At 60.3% G+C, this 16,902-nt stretch carries 17 protein-coding genes; 2 read left to right on the top strand and 15 right to left on the bottom strand.

What is annotated here, in order from left to right:
• Positions 1–21: 21 nt before the first annotated feature.
• The 15 genes from atpG to erpA form a co-directional block, all read right to left on the bottom strand.
• Entirely contained in the window at positions 22–912 is an 891-nt protein-coding gene (gene atpG / locus DOM27_RS01590) for a F0F1 ATP synthase subunit gamma (protein ID WP_110654311.1), read from the bottom strand.
• Between the two features lie 78 nt (positions 913–990).
• A complete protein-coding gene (atpA, locus tag DOM27_RS01585; RefSeq protein WP_110654310.1) occupies positions 991–2,535 on the bottom strand; it encodes a F0F1 ATP synthase subunit alpha in 1,545 nt (514 codons plus the stop codon).
• Positions 2,536–2,551: 16 nt separating this feature from the next.
• Complete coding sequence (locus DOM27_RS01580) at positions 2,552–3,094, bottom strand: F0F1 ATP synthase subunit delta (RefSeq protein ID WP_110654309.1); 543 nt, start codon at positions 3,092–3,094, stop codon at positions 2,552–2,554.
• Positions 3,095–3,105: 11 nt separating this feature from the next.
• Complete coding sequence (locus tag DOM27_RS01575; RefSeq protein ID WP_075561470.1) at positions 3,106–3,576, bottom strand: F0F1 ATP synthase subunit B; 471 nt, start codon at positions 3,574–3,576, stop codon at positions 3,106–3,108.
• Between the two features lie 70 nt (positions 3,577–3,646).
• Positions 3,647–3,895: a F0F1 ATP synthase subunit C gene (atpE, locus tag DOM27_RS01570; RefSeq protein ID WP_011508579.1), complete on the bottom strand. Its 249-nt coding sequence runs from the start codon at positions 3,893–3,895 to the stop codon at positions 3,647–3,649.
• A gap of 72 nt (positions 3,896–3,967) precedes the next feature.
• Complete coding sequence (gene atpB / locus DOM27_RS01565) at positions 3,968–4,834, bottom strand: F0F1 ATP synthase subunit A (protein ID WP_110654308.1); 867 nt, start codon at positions 4,832–4,834, stop codon at positions 3,968–3,970.
• Positions 4,835–4,837: 3 nt separating this feature from the next.
• Positions 4,838–5,248, bottom strand: a complete 411-nt coding sequence (locus tag DOM27_RS01560; protein WP_110654307.1) for a F0F1 ATP synthase subunit I — start codon at positions 5,246–5,248, stop codon at positions 4,838–4,840.
• 245 nt (positions 5,249–5,493) lie between these two features.
• Entirely contained in the window at positions 5,494–6,408 is a 915-nt protein-coding gene (locus DOM27_RS01555; RefSeq protein WP_110654306.1) for a ParB/RepB/Spo0J family partition protein, read from the bottom strand.
• A gap of 28 nt (positions 6,409–6,436) precedes the next feature.
• A complete protein-coding gene (locus tag DOM27_RS01550) occupies positions 6,437–7,204 on the bottom strand; it encodes a ParA family protein (protein WP_110654305.1) in 768 nt (255 codons plus the stop codon).
• Between the two features lie 48 nt (positions 7,205–7,252).
• Positions 7,253–7,903 carry a 16S rRNA (guanine(527)-N(7))-methyltransferase RsmG gene (gene rsmG / locus DOM27_RS01545; protein WP_110654304.1) on the bottom strand — a complete coding sequence of 217 codons (651 nt, stop codon included), beginning with the start codon at positions 7,901–7,903 and terminating at the stop codon, positions 7,253–7,255.
• Positions 7,900–9,795: a tRNA uridine-5-carboxymethylaminomethyl(34) synthesis enzyme MnmG gene (gene mnmG / locus DOM27_RS01540; RefSeq protein ID WP_110654303.1), complete on the bottom strand. Its 1,896-nt coding sequence runs from the start codon at positions 9,793–9,795 to the stop codon at positions 7,900–7,902. Before mnmG ends, rsmG begins: the two co-directional genes overlap by 4 nt.
• Before the next feature lie 1,026 nt (positions 9,796–10,821).
• Positions 10,822–11,613 carry an amino acid ABC transporter ATP-binding protein gene (locus DOM27_RS01535; protein ID WP_110654302.1) on the bottom strand — a complete coding sequence of 264 codons (792 nt, stop codon included), beginning with the start codon at positions 11,611–11,613 and terminating at the stop codon, positions 10,822–10,824.
• Complete coding sequence (locus DOM27_RS01530; RefSeq protein ID WP_110654301.1) at positions 11,610–12,278, bottom strand: amino acid ABC transporter permease; 669 nt, start codon at positions 12,276–12,278, stop codon at positions 11,610–11,612. Before DOM27_RS01530 ends, DOM27_RS01535 begins: the two co-directional genes overlap by 4 nt.
• A gap of 155 nt (positions 12,279–12,433) precedes the next feature.
• Positions 12,434–13,207, bottom strand: a complete 774-nt coding sequence (locus DOM27_RS01525) for a transporter substrate-binding domain-containing protein (RefSeq protein ID WP_110654300.1) — start codon at positions 13,205–13,207, stop codon at positions 12,434–12,436.
• 248 nt (positions 13,208–13,455) lie between these two features.
• A complete protein-coding gene (gene erpA / locus DOM27_RS01520; protein ID WP_110654299.1) occupies positions 13,456–13,809 on the bottom strand; it encodes an iron-sulfur cluster insertion protein ErpA in 354 nt (117 codons plus the stop codon).
• A gap of 236 nt (positions 13,810–14,045) precedes the next feature.
• Between erpA and DOM27_RS01515 the strand changes: the two genes are divergently transcribed.
• Together DOM27_RS01515 and thiD are read left to right on the top strand one after the other, a co-directional pair.
• Positions 14,046–15,860: a chloride channel protein gene (locus DOM27_RS01515; protein WP_110654298.1), complete on the top strand. Its 1,815-nt coding sequence runs from the start codon at positions 14,046–14,048 to the stop codon at positions 15,858–15,860.
• Between the two features lie 204 nt (positions 15,861–16,064).
• Positions 16,065–16,889 carry a bifunctional hydroxymethylpyrimidine kinase/phosphomethylpyrimidine kinase gene (thiD, locus tag DOM27_RS01510; protein WP_425353282.1) on the top strand — a complete coding sequence of 275 codons (825 nt, stop codon included), beginning with the start codon at positions 16,065–16,067 and terminating at the stop codon, positions 16,887–16,889.
• The last annotated feature ends 13 nt before the right edge of the window (positions 16,890–16,902 follow it).

The raw sequence follows: 16,902 nt of genomic DNA, 5'->3' as shown, positions 1-16,902 counted from the left end.
GCCACTCGGGCGGCGATGTCGTCATACCGCCGCGGCACCACCGACGATTTCCGAAATTTCCTGGGTAATGGCCGCCTGACGCGCCTTGTTGTACACCAGTTGAAGATCGTCAATCAGATCGCCGGCATTGTCGGTCGCGTTCTTCATCGCGATCATGCGCGCGGCCTGCTCACAAGCCGCGTTCTCCACCACGGCCTGATACACCTGAGATTCGACATAGCGAACCAGCAGGTGATCGAGCAGGGTCTTGGCATCCGGCTCATACAGGTAGTCCCAGCTCTTCTTCGTATCGCCAGGACCGGGTTGTTCTTCCCCTTCGACTTCGTTACCCACTGCCTCGAGTGGCAGTAGCTGACGCACGACGGGTTTCTGGCTCATGGTGTTGACGAATTCGTTGTACACCACATAGAGCCGATCCAGATTGCCTTCATCGAAGGCATCGAGCATCACCTTGACGCTACCGACCAGATCCTGGGCTTCCGGCGCATCGCCGAGGCCTTTCTTCGCCGCCAGCAGATTACCGCCGCGTTTGCGAAAAAAGCCGCCGGCCTTGCTGCCGATGGCCGCGAAATCGGCACCGACGCCTTTCTGGTCCCAGTCGCGCGCATGCTTGACCACCGCCTTGAACATGTTGACGTTCAAGCCGCCGGCGAGCCCGCGGTCACTGGAAACGACGATATAGCCGACGCGCTTGACGTCGCGTTCGATCATATAGTCGTGACGGTATTCCGGGTTGGCCTTGGCAACGTGGCCGACCACCCGGCGGATCAGTTTGGCATAGGGCTGACTGGCCGCCATACGCTCCTGAGCCCGACGCATTTTCGACGCAGCGACCATTTCCATGGCGCTGGTGATTTTCTGCGTGTTCTTGATGCTCCCAATCTGGGACTTGATCTCTTTTCCAGCTGCCATCTCGGATCACCCTGATTCATGCCGCTCAGTCGGGCAAGCCGGCCCGCTCACATCACGCGATGGAGCGAGCCGCGTCGCTTACCAGGTCTGAGTGGACTTGAACGACTCGAGACCCGACTTGAGACCCTTCTGGATCTCGTCGTCGTAGCCGCCGCTCTGGTTGATCTTGTCGAGCAGATCGGCATGCTCGGACTTCATGTAGTCGTGCAGCGCACGTTCGAAGTCCAGCACCTTGTCGACCGCGACGTCATCCAGGAAACCTTCGTTGGCGGCGTACAGCGTCACCCCCATCTCGGCTACGGACAACGGCGAATACTGCTTCTGCTTCATCAGTTCGGTGACACGCTGGCCATGCTCGAGCTGCTTGCGGGTCGCCTCGTCGAGATCGGACGCGAACTGCGAGAACGCTGCCAGCTCGCGATACTGCGCGAGCGCCAGACGTACACCGCCACCCAGCTTCTTGATGATCTTGGTCTGTGCCGAGCCACCCACACGTGATACCGAGAGACCGGCGTTGATCGCCGGACGGATACCGGAGTTGAACAGGCTCGTCTCGAGAAAGATCTGGCCGTCGGTGATCGAGATCACGTTGGTCGGAACGAACGCGGAGACGTCGCCGCCCTGGGTCTCGATGATCGGCAATGCGGTCAGCGAACCGGTCTTGCCTTTCACTTCACCATTGGTGAACTTTTCGACATAGTCCGGATTGACGCGTGCGGCACGCTCGAGCAGACGAGAGTGGAGATAGAAGACGTCACCCGGATAGGCTTCGCGGCCCGGCGGACGACGCAGCAGCAGCGAAATCTGACGGTAAGCGACGGCCTGCTTGGAAAGATCGTCGTAGACGATCATCGCGTCTTCGCCACGATCGCGGAAATATTCGCCCATGGTGCAGCCGGCATACGGTGCCAGATACTGCATGGAAGCCGGATCAGCGGCGCCGGCGGCAACCACGATGGTGTGCTCCATGGCACCATGCTCTTCGAGCTTGCGCACCACGTTGGCGATGGTCGACTGTTTCTGGCCAATGGCGACGTAGATACAGGTGACGCCCTTGCCCTTCTGGTTGATGATCGCGTCGAGCGCTACCGCCGATTTACCGATCTGACGGTCACCGATGATCAGCTCACGCTGACCACGGCCGATCGGCACCATGGCGTCGATCGACTTGAGGCCGGTCTGGATCGGCTCGTCGACGGACTGACGCGTGATGACGCCCGGAGCGACCTTCTCGATCGCATCGGTCATCTTCGTGTCGATATCACCCTTGCCATCGATCGGGTTGCCCAGCGCATCGACCACACGGCCGATCAGCTCGGGACCCACCGGAACCTCGAGGATGCGACCGGTGCACTGCGCGGTCATGCCCTCTTCGAGTTCCAGGTAGTCGCCCAGTACCACGGCACCGACGCTGTCGCGCTCGAGGTTGAGCGCCATGCCGAAGACGCCACCGGGAAATTCGATCATTTCGCCCAGCATCGCATCGGCCAGGCCGTGGATACGAACGATGCCGTCAGCGACGCTGACGACGGTGCCCTGATTACGGGCCTCGGAGGCGACATCCAGCTTATCGATACGCTGTTTGATGATGTCGCTGATCTCGGAAGGATTCAGTTGCTGCATGCCATGTCCCTCGAACTCAAGCGGTGAGCGCTTCGCGCAGACGTTGCAATCGACCGCGCACGGAACCGTCGATGACGGTGTCTCCCGTGCGCAGGATCACGCCACCTAGCAACTCGCGGTCCACTTGAGTGGTAATGGAGATTTCACGATTCAGGCGCTTCTTCAGAGCCTCGGCGAGCACGTTCTGCTGCACGTCGTCCAGTTCGAAAGCAGAGACGATAGTGACATCGACCCGTTTTTCTTCCTGAGCGCGCAGCGCCTCGAACTCGTCATGGATGTCGGGCAACGCAGCCAGACGCCCCTTCTCGCCGACGAGGCGCAGGAAGTTTCCCACACCCTCGTCGAAGGGTTCGTCACCGCAGACTTCCAGCAGCAGACGCGTCTTGTCTTCGGCAGTCAGCCGCGGGTTGCCTAGAATACGTTCACGGACATCTTTGTCAGCGGCCACCTGGGCGACCAGTGACAGACTCTGGGACCACGCTTGGAGCGCCTTTTGATCGCGCGCGAACTCGAACGCCGCCTTGGCGTAGGGTCGAGCGACGGTAGACGATTCAGCCATGGTGCGCCTCCTTAGAGCTCGGCAGCGAGCTTGTCGACGAGCTCACGATGCTTGGCTTCGTCGATGGAGGACTCCAGGATGCGCTCGGCGCCGGCCACGGCCAGCAGCGATACCTGGGCACGCAGCTCTTCCTTCGCGCGATTGATCTCCTGATCGATTTCGCTGCGAGCGCCTGCAATGATGCGCTCGCCTTCGGCCCGCGCAGTCTCGCGAGCTTCTTCGACGATCTGATTGGATCGCTTGTTGGCCTGTTCGAGGATCTGTTGCGCCTGCTCCTTGCTCTCCCGCAGTGTCTCTTCGGCTTTTTCCTGAGCCAGTTCGAGATCACGGGTCGCACGGCTGGCTGCATCCAGACCATCGGCAATCTTCTTCTGTCGTTCCTGCAAGGCCTGCATGACCGGCGGCCATACATACTTCATGCAGAACCAGACGAAGACTGCAAAGGCTATGGCCTGACCAATCAGTGTAAGGTTCAGATTCACGCCAGCACCTCTCGCGTCACAGGTTTGGGGTTAGGGTCACCGGAGGCCTCGTGGGCCACGAACGGCGACGTTAACCGACAAACGGATTGGCGAAGGTGAAGAACAGAGCGATACCTACACCGATCATGGTCACGGCGTCGAGCAGGCCCGCAACGATGAACATCTTGACCTGCAGTTGCGGGATCATTTCCGGTTGACGCGCGGCGCCTTCCAGAAACTTGCCGCCGAGGATGCCGAAGCCGATCGCAGTGCCGAGGGCACCCAGGCCGATCAACAGAGAAACGGCAATCGCAGTCATGCCCAGAACTTGTGCTTCCATGGTTCTCTCCAGTTTCAGTCGAGTCTTGCTTAGTCGAGTTTTACTAAGGGTCAGGGGTTAACGGAACGCTACTCAATGCTGCTCTTCAGTCGCCATACTCAGATAGACGATGGTGAGCATCATGAAGATGAAGGCCTGCAGCGTGATGATCAGGATGTGGAACACCGCCCACGGGAAGTGCAGCGGCAGCTGCCACAGTCCGACCATCGCTATCAGGATAAAGATCAGTTCACCGGCGTAGAGGTTACCGAACAGTCGTAACGCCAGCGAAACCGGTTTGGCCAACAAGGTAACGACTTCAAGCAAGAAGTTGACCGGAATCAACAGGATCTGGGCAAATATATTGGGCGTGTTGAACGGGTGCAACGTCAGTTCGGCGATAAAACCCGACAGGCCCTTGGAGCGGATGGAATAAAACAGGATGAGTGCAAAGACGGATAGCGACATGCCGAGCGTGGCATTGATGTCGGTCGTGGGTACGACCTTGAAATAAACGTGCGCCGGATCGGCGCCGAACCAGCCACCGATTTTCTGGGCCAACAGCGGGAGAAAGTCCACCGGCACCAGGTCCATGATGTTCATCAGGAAGATCCAGCAGAAGATCGTCAGCGACAGCGGCGCGATCAGTCGGCTCTTGCCATGAAACGTCTCACGGACGGAACCATCGACGAATTCGATCATCATCTCGACGAAATTCTGCAGACCGGTGGGGACACCGGTAGAGACGCGCTTGGCCACCGAGCGGAACAGCCACAGAAACAGCATCCCGAGGCCGATCGACCACAGCATGGTATCGACGTGTATGGCCCAGAAGCCCATGGCTTTGGCATCGGCGGCGGAGTGAGCCATCGACCAGCCATTTTCCGGATGCAGACCGTAAGTCAGGTTCTGCAAGTGGTGCTGGATATACTCCGTACTCGTCATGTTGTTGCCAGCCATGGTTCAGCCTCGAGATTGAATGCGTGACGGTCGGCGCAGGAGCCAGGGCCCCATCCAATGCACCAGCAGCGTCACGACATAAGCGCCAAAGAAGAAAGCGGGGTTTGAGGGGGGCACGGCCACGAATACCAGCGTGAACAGTACCGCCGTCAAACCGAACTTGCCGGCCTCGGCATGATAGAAGCTTTTGACGATGTGTCTTGCCTGTGCCGCCCCCTGATAGCGAAAGGCACACCAAGCAAAGAAGGCATTGGGAAGGGCAGCAACGAGGCCACCGGTCAAAGCGGAAAACGCCGTCCCGCGGCCCCAGACACCCCAGCCGATGAGAACCAACCCCATCACCACGCCGCACTGTAACAGGATCAACCCCGCGATTCGCGGTCTTGCAAGCTTGGCCGGTGCCGCTGGTTGCATGGCTTCGGTCTCGCCGTTGATTCCTGGAATGAATTCGCTGTCGCGACGTGCGATGTCACCATGCGGCGTCAGCCTGACAAATCCCGGCGGATTATAGAGAAGCGATCATGTTGCTTCAACCGAACCTGCACCGATCTGATGCGTCTTCTCGGCCAAACGATCACGAAAAGTGCGCAAATCCCGTTAACGCGCTAAATATTTTCCGTTCGATGCGACCCCAATTCGACGGTCGTCACGCTAGCCGATCAGCGGATGTGTCCCAGTATGCCATCCAGTTCGTCGAGGCTGGTGTAACGGATCGTGACACGCCCTTTGCCCGAGGCGTTGTGATGAATCTTGACCGGAGCACCTAGCAGGTCACCCAGGCGATTTTCGAGCCGTCCGACATCGGCTGGCGGTCGTTTGCCCTCGGCTTTTTTCTCGCCGCTGGCGATCTGTTTGACCAGTGCCTCGGTCTGGCGCACGGTAAGCTCGCGCGACACGACCTCATGCGCCGCATGGCGCTGCTTGGCGGCCGGCAGGCTAAGCAGGGCGCGAGCATGGCCCATGTCCAGGTCGCCACGTTCCAGCAACGTCAGGACATGCGGATCGAGCGCCAGCAGACGCAATAAGTTGGCAACCTGGGCACGCGAACGCCCCACTGCGTCGGCGACCTGCTGCTGGGTCAATTCGAACTCGTCGAGCAGGCGCTTGAGCGCCATCGACTCCTCGACCGGATTGAGATTCTCGCGCTGGATATTCTCGATCAGCGCCAGGGCCAGGGCGACTTCGTCACTGACCTCACGAATGACCGCGGGAATGGTCTCGAGCTCGGCCAGTTGAGAGGCTCGCCAGCGCCGTTCACCAGCGATGATTTCGTAACGCTCTGCGCCAATTTGTCGCACCACGATCGGCTGCATCACGCCTTGGGCACGAATCGAATCGGCCAGTTCCTCGAGCGCCTCCGGCTGAATATCGCGTCGCGGCTGATACTTGCCTCGCGTCAGCTGACGCAACGGCAAGCGTTCCAGTCGCTCGCCGATCCCTTGAGATTCGGGCGAGACCTGCGCCGGGGCCGGCGTGTCGGTTCCCGCTTCCTGCGACAGACTATCGCGGCGACGGGCACTGGAGCCGATCAAGGCATCGAGGCCGCGTCCCAGAGGGCGTTTGCGCGTCGTCATGGGGTGTTCCTCGCAGCAGTCATCGTCATTACAGCGCCAACCGCCGAATCAGTTCCTTGGCCAGGACGCGATGTGCCTGGCTGCCACGCGAGAGGCGCGCGTACTTGGTGACCGGCACGCCGTGACTGGGCGCTTCGGCGACGCGAACGTTACGCGGGATGGTAGTTTTGAGCAGGGAGTCGCCGAAATACTGGCCGAGCTGCTTGCTGACGTCTCGGGTCAAGCTGTTGCGCGGGTCATACATGGTTCGCACGATGCCGAAAATCTCGAGGGTGGGATTCACGCTTTCCTGGATCTGTTCGACGGTGTCGAGCAGCGCCGAAAGGCCTTCCAGCGCATAGAACTCGCACTGAACCGGGATCAGCACGCCGTGGGCCGCGGTGAGCGCGTTGACCGTCAGCATGTTGAGCGAGGGTGGGCAGTCGATCATTACCACGTCGTAATCTGCCGCGACGCTCTCGATGGCGGCCTGGAGTACCCGCTCGCGGCCATCACGATCGAGCAGATCGACCTCGGCGGCGGTCAGATCGCCATTGCCCGGCAGCAGTGCGTAGCCGGCCACGGCGCAGTCGACGATCACCTCGGCAGCGCTCTTGTCGCCGAGCAGCACGTCGAGCACGCTGCCATCGAGATCATGTTTATCGACGCCGCTGCCCATGGTGGCATGGCCTTGAGGATCGAGATCGATCAGCAATACGCGGCGATCGAGTGCCGCCAGGCAGGCCGCCAGATTGACCGCGGTGGTGGTCTTGCCCACGCCGCCCTTCTGATTGGTCAATGCAATGATTCTAGTCACTGGCGACTCCCTTCGTCGAGACTGATCCTGTGGATCGCGAGCGATCCGCTAACGCGTATCCGGCATGGCGTCAGCCACGCGCCCAAGGCGAAGCAGCTGGCGTTCGGCATCATCGACACCGGGCACCGTCAGAGCGAGCCGTTCGTGAACGGCGACGTGGGCCGGTAGCGATTCGAGTTCACGGGAGTCGAGGCCCCCTTTCATCGCCAGCCATTCACCACCCTCGGCCAACAGCGGCTCGGTCAGCGTGATGAAATCGCCCAACGCCGCAAAAGCGCGCGAGATGATCTGGTCGAACGTGGCATCGAACGATTCGACCCTAACCTGCTCGCAGCGCACATTGTCGAGCCCCAGTTCCATCACCGCCTGGCGCTGGAAACGGACTTTCTTGCCGTTGCTGTCCAGCAGCGTGACCTGAAGTTCAGGATTCAGGATCGCCAATACCAGACCTGGAAAACCCGGCCCAGCCCCCACGTCCAGCAAGGTGGGGCCGTGCACGGCGAACGCTACGCTGACGCTATCCAGCAGATGGCGGCTGACCATCGCCTCGGGCGAGCGCACTGCGGTGAGGTTATAGGCGCGATTCCACTTGTGCAACAGGCCGAGTAGCGACAGCAAGCGTTGGCGCTGTGGTCGCTCTATGTCGACGTTCAGCGCCACCAGTCCATCGTCCAGCAGGCGTTCACAGACTGGCGTCATGCGCTCAACGCCCGACTGTCGTCGATCAGGCGACGCTTCTTGAGGTGAATCAGCAAAATCGACACGGCGGCCGGCGTGACGCCGGAAATTCGTCCCGCCTGGCCCAGCGTCTGCGGTCGCACCTGCTCGAACTTCTGACGAATCTCGTTGGAGAGACCCTCGACTCTGGCGTAATCCAGAGATTCCGGCAACGGCGTCGCTTCATGTCGACGCAGGCGGTCGATCTCTTCCTGCTGGCGCGCGATGTAACCTTCGTACTTGGCCTCGATCTGAACCTGTTCGGCGACCGGCTCTTCACTGACGGCTTCGCCCTTGAGCGAAGCCACGTCGGCGTAGACCAGTTCAGGGCGCTTGAGCAGATCCATCAGGCTGTATTCACGCGCCAGGGGCTGGCCGAGCTTTTCGGCCACGCGATCGGCCGCCGGCGTTTTCGGCTGGATCCAGGTCCCGCGCAGTCGTGCGCTCTCACTTTCGATCTTCTCGCGCTTGGTCTCGAAGGCCGACCAGCGATGATCGTCGACCAGCCCCAGATCGCGGCCGATGGCGGTGAGACGCAGATCGGCATTGTCCTCGCGCAGCAGTAGACGATACTCGGCGCGCGAGGTGAACATCCGGTAAGGCTCCTGCGTGCCCATGGTGATCAGATCGTCGACCAGCACACCCAGGTAGGCTTCGTCCCGGCGCGGCCACCAGGCCGATTCGCCCCGGACACGTCTGGCAGCATTGATGCCGGCCAGCAGTCCCTGAGCGCCGGCTTCCTCGTAACCCGTGGTGCCGTTGATCTGACCGGCGAAGAACAGGTTGTGGATAAACTTGGTTTCCAGCGAGTGCTTGAGATCGCGCGGATCGAAAAAGTCGTATTCGATGGCGTAGCCGGGCCGTGTGATATGGGCATTTTCCATTCCGACGATCGAGCGCACGACCTGCAGCTGGACATCGAATGGCAGCGACGTGGAAATGCCGTTGGGATAGAGCTCGTGGGTATCCAGCCCTTCGGGTTCGACGAAGACCTGATGGCTGTTCTTGTCGGCGAAACGATGAACCTTGTCCTCGATCGACGGGCAGTAACGCGGCCCGACGCCCTCGATCACCCCGGAATACATCGGCGAGCGGTCGAGATTGGCGAAGATGATCTCATGAGTGCGTTCGTTGGTGTGGCCGATATGGCAATCGACCTGCCGCGGATGTTGCTCGCGGCTGCCCAGATACGACATCACCGGCAACGGCGTGTCGCCCGGCTGACGCTCGAGTTTGGAAAAATCGACGCTTTTGGCATCGATCCGCGGCGGGGTACCGGTCTTCAGCCGATCGACCCGGAACGGCAGGGCGCGCAACCGCTGAGCCAGCGCATTGGCCGGCGGATCTCCGGCCCTGCCGCCGGCATGATGATCCAGACCGATGTGGATCACGCCACCCAGGAAGGTTCCGGTACACAGCACCACGGTATCCGCCATGAAGCGAATGCCGGTCTGGGTCGTGACACCGACGACGCTGTCGTTGTCGACGATCAGATCGTCGACGCCCTGCTGGAACAGGGTCAGATTGGGCTGGTTTTCCAACATTCCACGGATGGCGGCCTTGTAACGGACTCGATCGGCCTGAGCCCGTGTCGCTCGCACCGCCGGCCCCTTGCGTGAGTTGAGCACGCGAAACTGAATGCCAGCCAGGTCAGTCGCCTGTGCCATGGCACCGCCCAAGGCGTCGATTTCCTTGACCAGATGACTCTTGCCGATCCCGCCGATGGCGGGGTTGCAGGACATCTGGCCCAGCGTCTCGATGTTGTGCGTCAGCAGCAGGGTACGGACACCACTGCGAGCCGCAGCGAGTGCGGCTTCGGTGCCGGCGTGGCCACCGCCGATCACGATGACCTGAAAACGGTCGGGATACTCCACGATTTACCTCACGAGGTGCTGATACGAACGCATCGAATCGGCACCGACAGCAAATGGATCTCGAGACCTCGCCAAGACGAGGTTCAGCGCCGTCGCAGCGACGCTTTTCATGGTGGCCGAGAACGGGTGGCCACGAAAGCCGCCCAGTATAAACCTCCTGTGGGTAACCGTCAGGGGTTTTCCACACCCGATTCGACAGTGAGTCGCTAACTCACAGAGTCATTATTAATTAATGAGAAATATATAAAGAAGTTCTGTTGTGGTAGTAACTAATGGTGTGGACATTTTCAGTGGATAAGTGGAAATACTCTATAAATTACGAGAACTTGCATTGTTATTCGATTGCTTGAAAAGCATGGGGCATGCTGCTGACAGAGGCGTCGATTCCTGTGGACAGAAGCCTTATTTGTGCACAGCCCGCACTGCACACCTGTTATCCACCGCTGCATACGTTATCTGTTACCGCGGTGGTCAACACCCCCTCGATCATTCGCTAGCGTCGCGTGAGTCGGGGCTGCAGCAAGATCGGCAAAAAAACTATCCACAGGCGAAAAAAGGCGGTCTGGATAACCTGAAACGACAAATTTCGACCTTCCTGGGCGGATTTTCTGCTTCCGACAAGCGGGAATGAACGTGCGGGTTCGGCCGGACGGTTCAGAATCGGCAAAATCGATGGAGAACGACGAGCCAGACAACCGCAGAAAAGACGGCGATTCGAACGTCAATGGTTCGAGTCCGAAACAGCCGCCAATGAAACGGAAGGGCGATCAACATGGGAAAAAGCGCTGGGGGAAATCAATGGGGGGAAATCGATGGGCAAAAACCATAGAAAACAGTGCCGAAGAAAAGCGGCGGGGAAAGGGAGCGAGAAGTGAGGCAAGGAGCACAGCGGCGCAGACAGCGAGCGTGACTCGGTCTGGAAATAGGTCTCCGCGGCACTCGACAGGAGAGCCGATCCACCGGGCAGCAGATCGCGTGCAAGCGACTTGAAGGGAGCCCTCAAGCCGCGCACAACCCGGTTATCGACTAGTGCTTGAGCACCCGCGCCAGAAACGCCTGAGTACGCTCATGCTGCGGCTGGTCGAAGAGCTGATCGGGCGGGCCCTGTTCGACGATTCGACCTTCGTGCACGAACACCACACGATCGGCGACTTCACGGGCAAAGCCCATCTCGTGGGTGACGATCATCATGGTCATGCCGTCGTTGACCAGCTCGCGCATGGCGTCGAGTACCTCGCCGATCATCTCCGGATCCAGCGCCGAGGTCGGCTCGTCGAACAGCATCAGTCGAGGTTCCATTGCCAGCGCACGAGCAAGCGCCACGCGTTGCTGCTGACCGCCCGAAAGCTGGGTCGGATACTTGTCGGCCTGATCGGAGATGCCGACCCGCTCCAGCAACTTGTCGGCGGTGGTGTTGGCCTGCTGACGCGTCCAGCCACGTACCTTGCGCGGCGCCAGCGTGACGTTGTCGCGGATCGACAGGTGCGGGAACAGATTGAACTGCTGGAACACCATCCCGACTTCGGTGCGCACGGCCTGCAGTGATTTGCCACTGGCGCCGTTGGGCAGCAACGTCTTGCCATCGACTTCGATGCGTCCGGATTGAAACGGTTCGAGACCGTTGACGCAGCGAATCAGCGTCGACTTTCCCGAGCCACTGGCGCCGATGATGACCACGACTTCGCCGTGGGCCACGCTAAGGTCGATCTCCTGCATCACGTGCAGGTTTCCGAAGTGCTTGTTGACCTTGTCGAGGCGCACGATTGGCGACGCTTCTGCCGGCTGCGCGGTGTCTTTTCGGTTTACGCTATCGTTCATCCCACCAACCCCTTGCGTTCAAGCAGACTCAGAGCCAACGACAGACTCAGGGTAATCGCCAGATAGAGCAGGGCAATCATGAAATAGACCTCCAGCGCAGTGAAGGTATTGGCGATATAGACCTGGCCCTGACGGACCAGCTCGCCGACCCCGATCACCGAGAACAGCGACGTATCCTTGATGCTGACGATGCCCTGATTGCCTAGCGCCGGAATCATGCGACGCAGGGCCTGGGGCCAGATCACGTAGCGGAAGGCTTGAGTCGACGACAGTCCCAGCGATAGCCCGGCTTCTCGCTGACCGCGCTCGATCGACTGCACGCCACCGCGGACGATCTCTGAAATGTAGGCGCCAGCGTTGAGCGCAATGGCGGCAATACCGGCCGTCAGCGCGTTGATGGGACCGCCCAGCAACGTAGGCAAGCCGTAGAAGATGAACAGCACCTGGACCAGCACTGGAGTGCCGCGGAAAACCTCGATGTAGACCACGGCGGGAAATCGCAGCCAGCGCGTCGGGCTGATTCGCATCAGGCCAAAAACGATGCCGACGACGAAGCCGATAGCCAGGCCGACGAAAGAGATGAGCAGGGTGTAGGGCAGACCCTTGAGTAGAAAAGGCAGCGAGTCGATCGCCGCCTGCCAGTCGAACTGGAAGTTGAACTCCACGGGGTGTATCTCCGTTGGCAACGCGAGCAAAAGACCTCACCGGCATGCGATGAGGTCTTCCAAGACTGCCGTCTTTCAGAACTGCTTTGGCAGTCACGGTATCCGTAAATATCGAGGCCGACGCGAGCGCGCCGGCCTCGATCAGAGGTGGTCGGTCATTTGGCGTCAGCCGCTTCGCCGAACCACTTCTTGTGGATCTCGTCGTAGGTGCCGTCGTCGTGCATGGCTTTCAGCGCCTTGTTGGCAGGCTCGACCCACTGACTGTCCTTGGCAAAGGCGATGCCGTACTGCTGCCCTTCATACAGCGGCCCAACGGTCTTGACCTTGTCCTTGCCTTTGGTCTGGGCGAAATAGCCGACATTGGGTGCGTCGTAGAAGACCGCGTCTGCGCTACCGCCCATCAGTGCCATGTACATATCGGAGCTGCCCGGATAAGGCGTGATTTCGGCGTCGTCACCCAACTTCTCCTGCAGATAGTCATAGCTGGTGGAGCCGATCTTGGTCGCGATACGCTTGCCTTCCAGATCGTCGAGTGAACCCACGTCGCTGTCATCCGAGACCAGAATGCGTAGGCCTGAATCGTAGTAAGGGTCGCTGAAGTCGACGATCTGCTGGCGCTCGTCAGTGATGGTGATGCCGGCGATCGCCAGGTCGACGTTACCGGTTTGCACGGCGGGGATGATGCCGTTGAAGTCCATGGTGTTGAGATCGACCTTGAAGCCGGCGCGATCGGCGATAGCGTGCAGGATGTCCATGTCGAAGCCGACCATCTCGCCGCTGTCCTGATCCATCATCTCGAACGGTACGAAACTGGGATCGGTGACGGCCTTGAGCGTAGTGTCTTGTGCATTGGCCAGACTGGAAACGCCCAGCGACAGCGCGAGCGTGGGGATGGCGAGCCAGTAGCTCAGGGTTGTGTTGTTTTTCATGGTTTCCTCGAGTTTTATCGATGGGACAATCGACAACCACCTTGAGGAAAGATGTTACTGAACGTCAAGTCGACCTAGGTTTTGTTCGGAAATGCCTGTGCTCGACCAGACTGCGTTAAAAATTGGCTGGAGCGCCAGCCAGGTCAAAATACTCACCGCGTAAACTCCGCTATTTTCTCAATTTTTTTGCCTTGTCTGCTCGTCGCTCGGCTAATTTTCGATTCAAAACCCAGTTCACCGCCATCCTCCTAGACCGAGAATGAGGCGCCGCAGCCACAGGTGGATTGGGCGTTGGGGTTCCTGATGATGAAACGGGCACCGGCCAAGCCTTCCTCGAAATCCACCGTCGAGCCGACCAGATACTGGTAGGAAAGGGAATCCACCACCAGGCTGACGCCGTCGTTATCGATGACGGTGTCGTCCTCGGCAGCTTGGTCGCCGAGATCGAAGCCGTATTGAAATCCCGAACAGCCGCCGCCGGTAACGTAGACCCGCAGCTTCAGACTTGTGTTGTTCTCCTCGGCAATCAATGCCTTGACCCGCCTAGCGGCGGCATCAGTGAAGAACATCGGGGTCGGAGCGAAAGACTCCACTGTACTCATTGTCACGCTCCCGTGCGTGCCGGCCGTCAATCGTATTGGCCGGTCTATCGAAAATGACGTGGGCGGGAAACCGCCTTGTTGACGTCCATTATCGGTAATACCGAGTAAAAGGGTCAACTTTAGGCTTGGCAAGCGCAGTGCGTGTCTGCCAGCGGGCTTTAAGGATCGGTGTATGATGGCGGTTTCGTTAACCGCTCGCACGTTGTGGCTGCGGGCCCGCACGGGCGTCGGCCAGCATGGCTTCGCGCCAGAAAGACGAGCGCTTTGGATCGGGCAAGGAGAAGGGTTTGTCACGCGTACCGCGGTTTGTCCCCCGACGCCCCAGTCTCGAACGTTTTCGGCGTCAACTGGCGAGCGTCGACGCCATGCCACAGCTCTGCCTGCTGGGCATTCTCGCCGGCATCCTGACCGGGACCGTGATGGTCGTTTTCCGGTTGTTGCTGGAATTCGGCGCGCTTTTTTTCATCCCCGGTGACGATCCGGAAGCGTTCGAGACCCTATCGCCGTTGTTTCGTGCCGGTTTGCCACTGGTCGCCGTCACCCTGATCGGCCTGTGGCTCTGGCCGCAGCCCAGTCGCGCGCTGAAAATGGGGATCGGCCACGTCATCGAGCGTCTTGCCTACCATCAGGGCAAGATGCCAATGCGTAACTGGATCAATCAATGGTGGGTCGGTGTGATCTCGGTCATTGGCGGGTTGTCGGCGGGCCGTGAAGGACCGGCGATCCATCTCGGCTCGGCGGCATCGAGCTGGATCGGGTCGCGTCTTCGCCTACCGCACAACAGCCTTCGCGTACTGGTGGCTTGTGGCACCGCGGCGGGAATTTCCGCCTCGTTCAATACGCCGATCGCCGGTGTCATCTTTGCCATGGAAGTGGTGATGATGGAGTACACCATCGCCGGTTTCATGCCGGTGATTCTTGCCGCCACCATGGGGGCGCTGGTCTCCTGGGCGGTCTACGGGGCCGAGCCGGCGTTCAGCGTACCGCCGCTGCAGTTGAACTCGCTGCTGGATTTACCCTGGATCGTGCTGACCGCGCTGGTCGTGGGCATTCTCGCCGGCGGTTTCGTGCGGTTGGCTCAGGGGCACCCTTCGATCAGTCGAATGCCTTTTGCCCTGCGGCTGGCGATTATCGGACTGCTGACCGGCGCCGTCGCGTGGTGGTATCCCCAGGTCCAGGGGATCGGCTATGACAGTCTGGAACAGATGCTCAACGGGCCAATGGCGCTGGACGTGCTGCTGGTGCTGGCGGTAGTGAAGCTCGCCTTGACCGCAATCTGCATGGCTGGCGGCGTGCCGGTGGGCGTGATTGGGCCGATGCTGGTGTCCGGAGCCGCCGTGGGCGCGGTGATGGGGATGATTGGCGGGACCTTGCTGCCGAGCGTGGTCACGACGCCGGATCTCTATGCGGTACTGGGCATGGCCGCGATGATGGGGGCGGCGCTGCAGGCTCCGCTCGCGGCGCTGCTGGCATTGCTGGAACTGACTCGCAACTCGGCAATCATGCTGCCAGGCATGCTGGCGGTGGTAGTCGCGGTGCTGACGGCACGCCAGCTCTGCCGCTGCCAGGGATTCTTTCTCTCCAGCTTGACCCAGCAGGGGCTTCACCCGTTGCAGCAACCACTGATGCAGGCGCTGTCACGAGTCGCGGTACCGGCGGTGATGGAGCGCAATCTGGCGCGCACGCCACGGGTCATCGACCATGACCGGGCCAAGGCGCTGCTCGATTCCAAACCGACCTGGCTGGTCATCATCCAGGACGGCAAGGACAAGCCGCCGTTGGCGATGAAGGCCGCTCACCTGGCGCGGGTGCTGCATGACGAGACGTGGCTCGCGGAACACGCGCAGATCGATCTCGAGGAAGTACCCGGGCAGCGTCTCGATCTGGCGCCGGTGCATCTGGAGGCGACGCTGTCCGAGGCCTATGACACGCTCAACGAATCCGGTCTCGACGCCCTATATGTCGAGCACACCACGGCGCCGATGATTCGAAAGATTTCCGGTATCATTACTCGCGAGGCGATCGAGAACTATTATCGACGTAAGCGCTGACACGCTTAGCGGTGTCGCTACGGACATCTGTGAATAAGCCCCGGTCCTGTCCGACAGTCGTCGGGTCGCGGCGTAGTCGTTAACGCCGGACAAGAGAAAGAACATACCGAAGCGATCGACGAGGAGAGCATCCATGCGAAAAATGACCGGATACCTCGACACCCGATCCCGAGCGGTGACGAATGTCCCTGGGTGGACGCCATGATTCGTCATGCCGACAAGCCCGTGGTGATGATTCTGGCGGGCCACGATCCTAGTGGCGGCGCTGGACTGGTCGCGGATGCCGAGGCCGTGAGAGGTTGTGGCGGCTGGCCGGTGACCGTACCCACGGCCATGACCGTGCAGTCGACCCGCGAAGTCGCCAGCGTCGAACCCTGCAGCGGCGATTTCATCCGCCGTGCGGCGCGCGTCCTGTTCGATGACTTTCGTATCGCGGCCATCAAGGTGGGGTTGATCCCCAATCTCGACGTGCTGGAAGCGGTGATCGATGTCGCGAGGATGAGCCCCGGCACGCCGCTGATCGTCGACCCGGTGATTCGTAGCGGTGGGGGAGCCGAGTTATCCACACCCGGTTTGCTCGAACCGATTCGTCATCGTCTGTTTCCCCTTGTGGATATATTGACACCCAATCGGCATGAGTTGGCACGGCTTACCTCCCTCACCGAGGTCGATGACGTGTCTCGGGTGGTGGAAGTCATGTCGCTGGGCTGTGCCGCCGTACTGGTGACCGGCACGGATCCGCTGGACGACGAGTCGACCACGGGTAATGTCGTGCATACTCTGCACACGCCGGAACTCAACCGGCAGTGGCAGTGGCCACGGCTTCCCGCCCATTACCACGGCTCGGGCTGTACGCTGGCCTCGGCGCTGGCGACCCGGCTGGCTGCCGGCGAAGGGTTGGCCACGGCCTGTGCTCAAGCCCAGCGATTCACCTGGGATACGCTGGATAACGGCCTGGCGCTAGGTCAGGGTCAATATCTGCCAGACCGGGTCTGGCGCGCGCCGGACTTCGATGCCACGCTGGAATGACGTCGGTGCGCTA

The sequence above is a fragment of the Salinicola halimionae genome (assembly GCF_003206065.1).
Classification (GTDB): Bacteria; Pseudomonadota; Gammaproteobacteria; order Pseudomonadales; family Halomonadaceae; genus Salinicola; species Salinicola halimionae.
This window is presented reverse-complemented; position numbering and strand designations above follow the sequence as displayed.

Excerpts from the sequence above, each read along its gene's own strand:
- atpG (WP_110654311.1), bottom strand. The coding sequence starts at position 912 with ATGGCAGCTGGAAAAGAGATCAAGTCCCAGATTGGGAGCATCAAGAAC.
- atpA (WP_110654310.1), bottom strand. The coding sequence starts at position 2,535 with ATGCAGCAACTGAATCCTTCCGAGATCAGCGACATCATCAAACAGCGT.
- DOM27_RS01580 (WP_110654309.1), bottom strand. The coding sequence starts at position 3,094 with ATGGCTGAATCGTCTACCGTCGCTCGACCCTACGCCAAGGCGGCGTTC.
- atpE (WP_011508579.1), bottom strand. The coding sequence starts at position 3,895 with ATGGAAGCACAAGTTCTGGGCATGACTGCGATTGCCGTTTCTCTGTTG.
- atpB (WP_110654308.1), bottom strand. The coding sequence starts at position 4,834 with ATGGCTGGCAACAACATGACGAGTACGGAGTATATCCAGCACCACTTG.
- DOM27_RS01560 (WP_110654307.1), bottom strand. The coding sequence starts at position 5,248 with ATGCAACCAGCGGCACCGGCCAAGCTTGCAAGACCGCGAATCGCGGGG.
- DOM27_RS01555 (WP_110654306.1), bottom strand. The coding sequence starts at position 6,408 with ATGACGACGCGCAAACGCCCTCTGGGACGCGGCCTCGATGCCTTGATC.
- rsmG (WP_110654304.1), bottom strand. The coding sequence starts at position 7,903 with ATGACGCCAGTCTGTGAACGCCTGCTGGACGATGGACTGGTGGCGCTG.
- DOM27_RS01535 (WP_110654302.1), bottom strand. The coding sequence starts at position 11,613 with ATGAACGATAGCGTAAACCGAAAAGACACCGCGCAGCCGGCAGAAGCG.
- DOM27_RS01525 (WP_110654300.1), bottom strand. The coding sequence starts at position 13,207 with ATGAAAAACAACACAACCCTGAGCTACTGGCTCGCCATCCCCACGCTC.
- erpA (WP_110654299.1), bottom strand. The coding sequence starts at position 13,809 with ATGAGTACAGTGGAGTCTTTCGCTCCGACCCCGATGTTCTTCACTGAT.
- DOM27_RS01515 (WP_110654298.1), top strand. The coding sequence starts at position 14,046 with ATGGCTTCGCGCCAGAAAGACGAGCGCTTTGGATCGGGCAAGGAGAAG.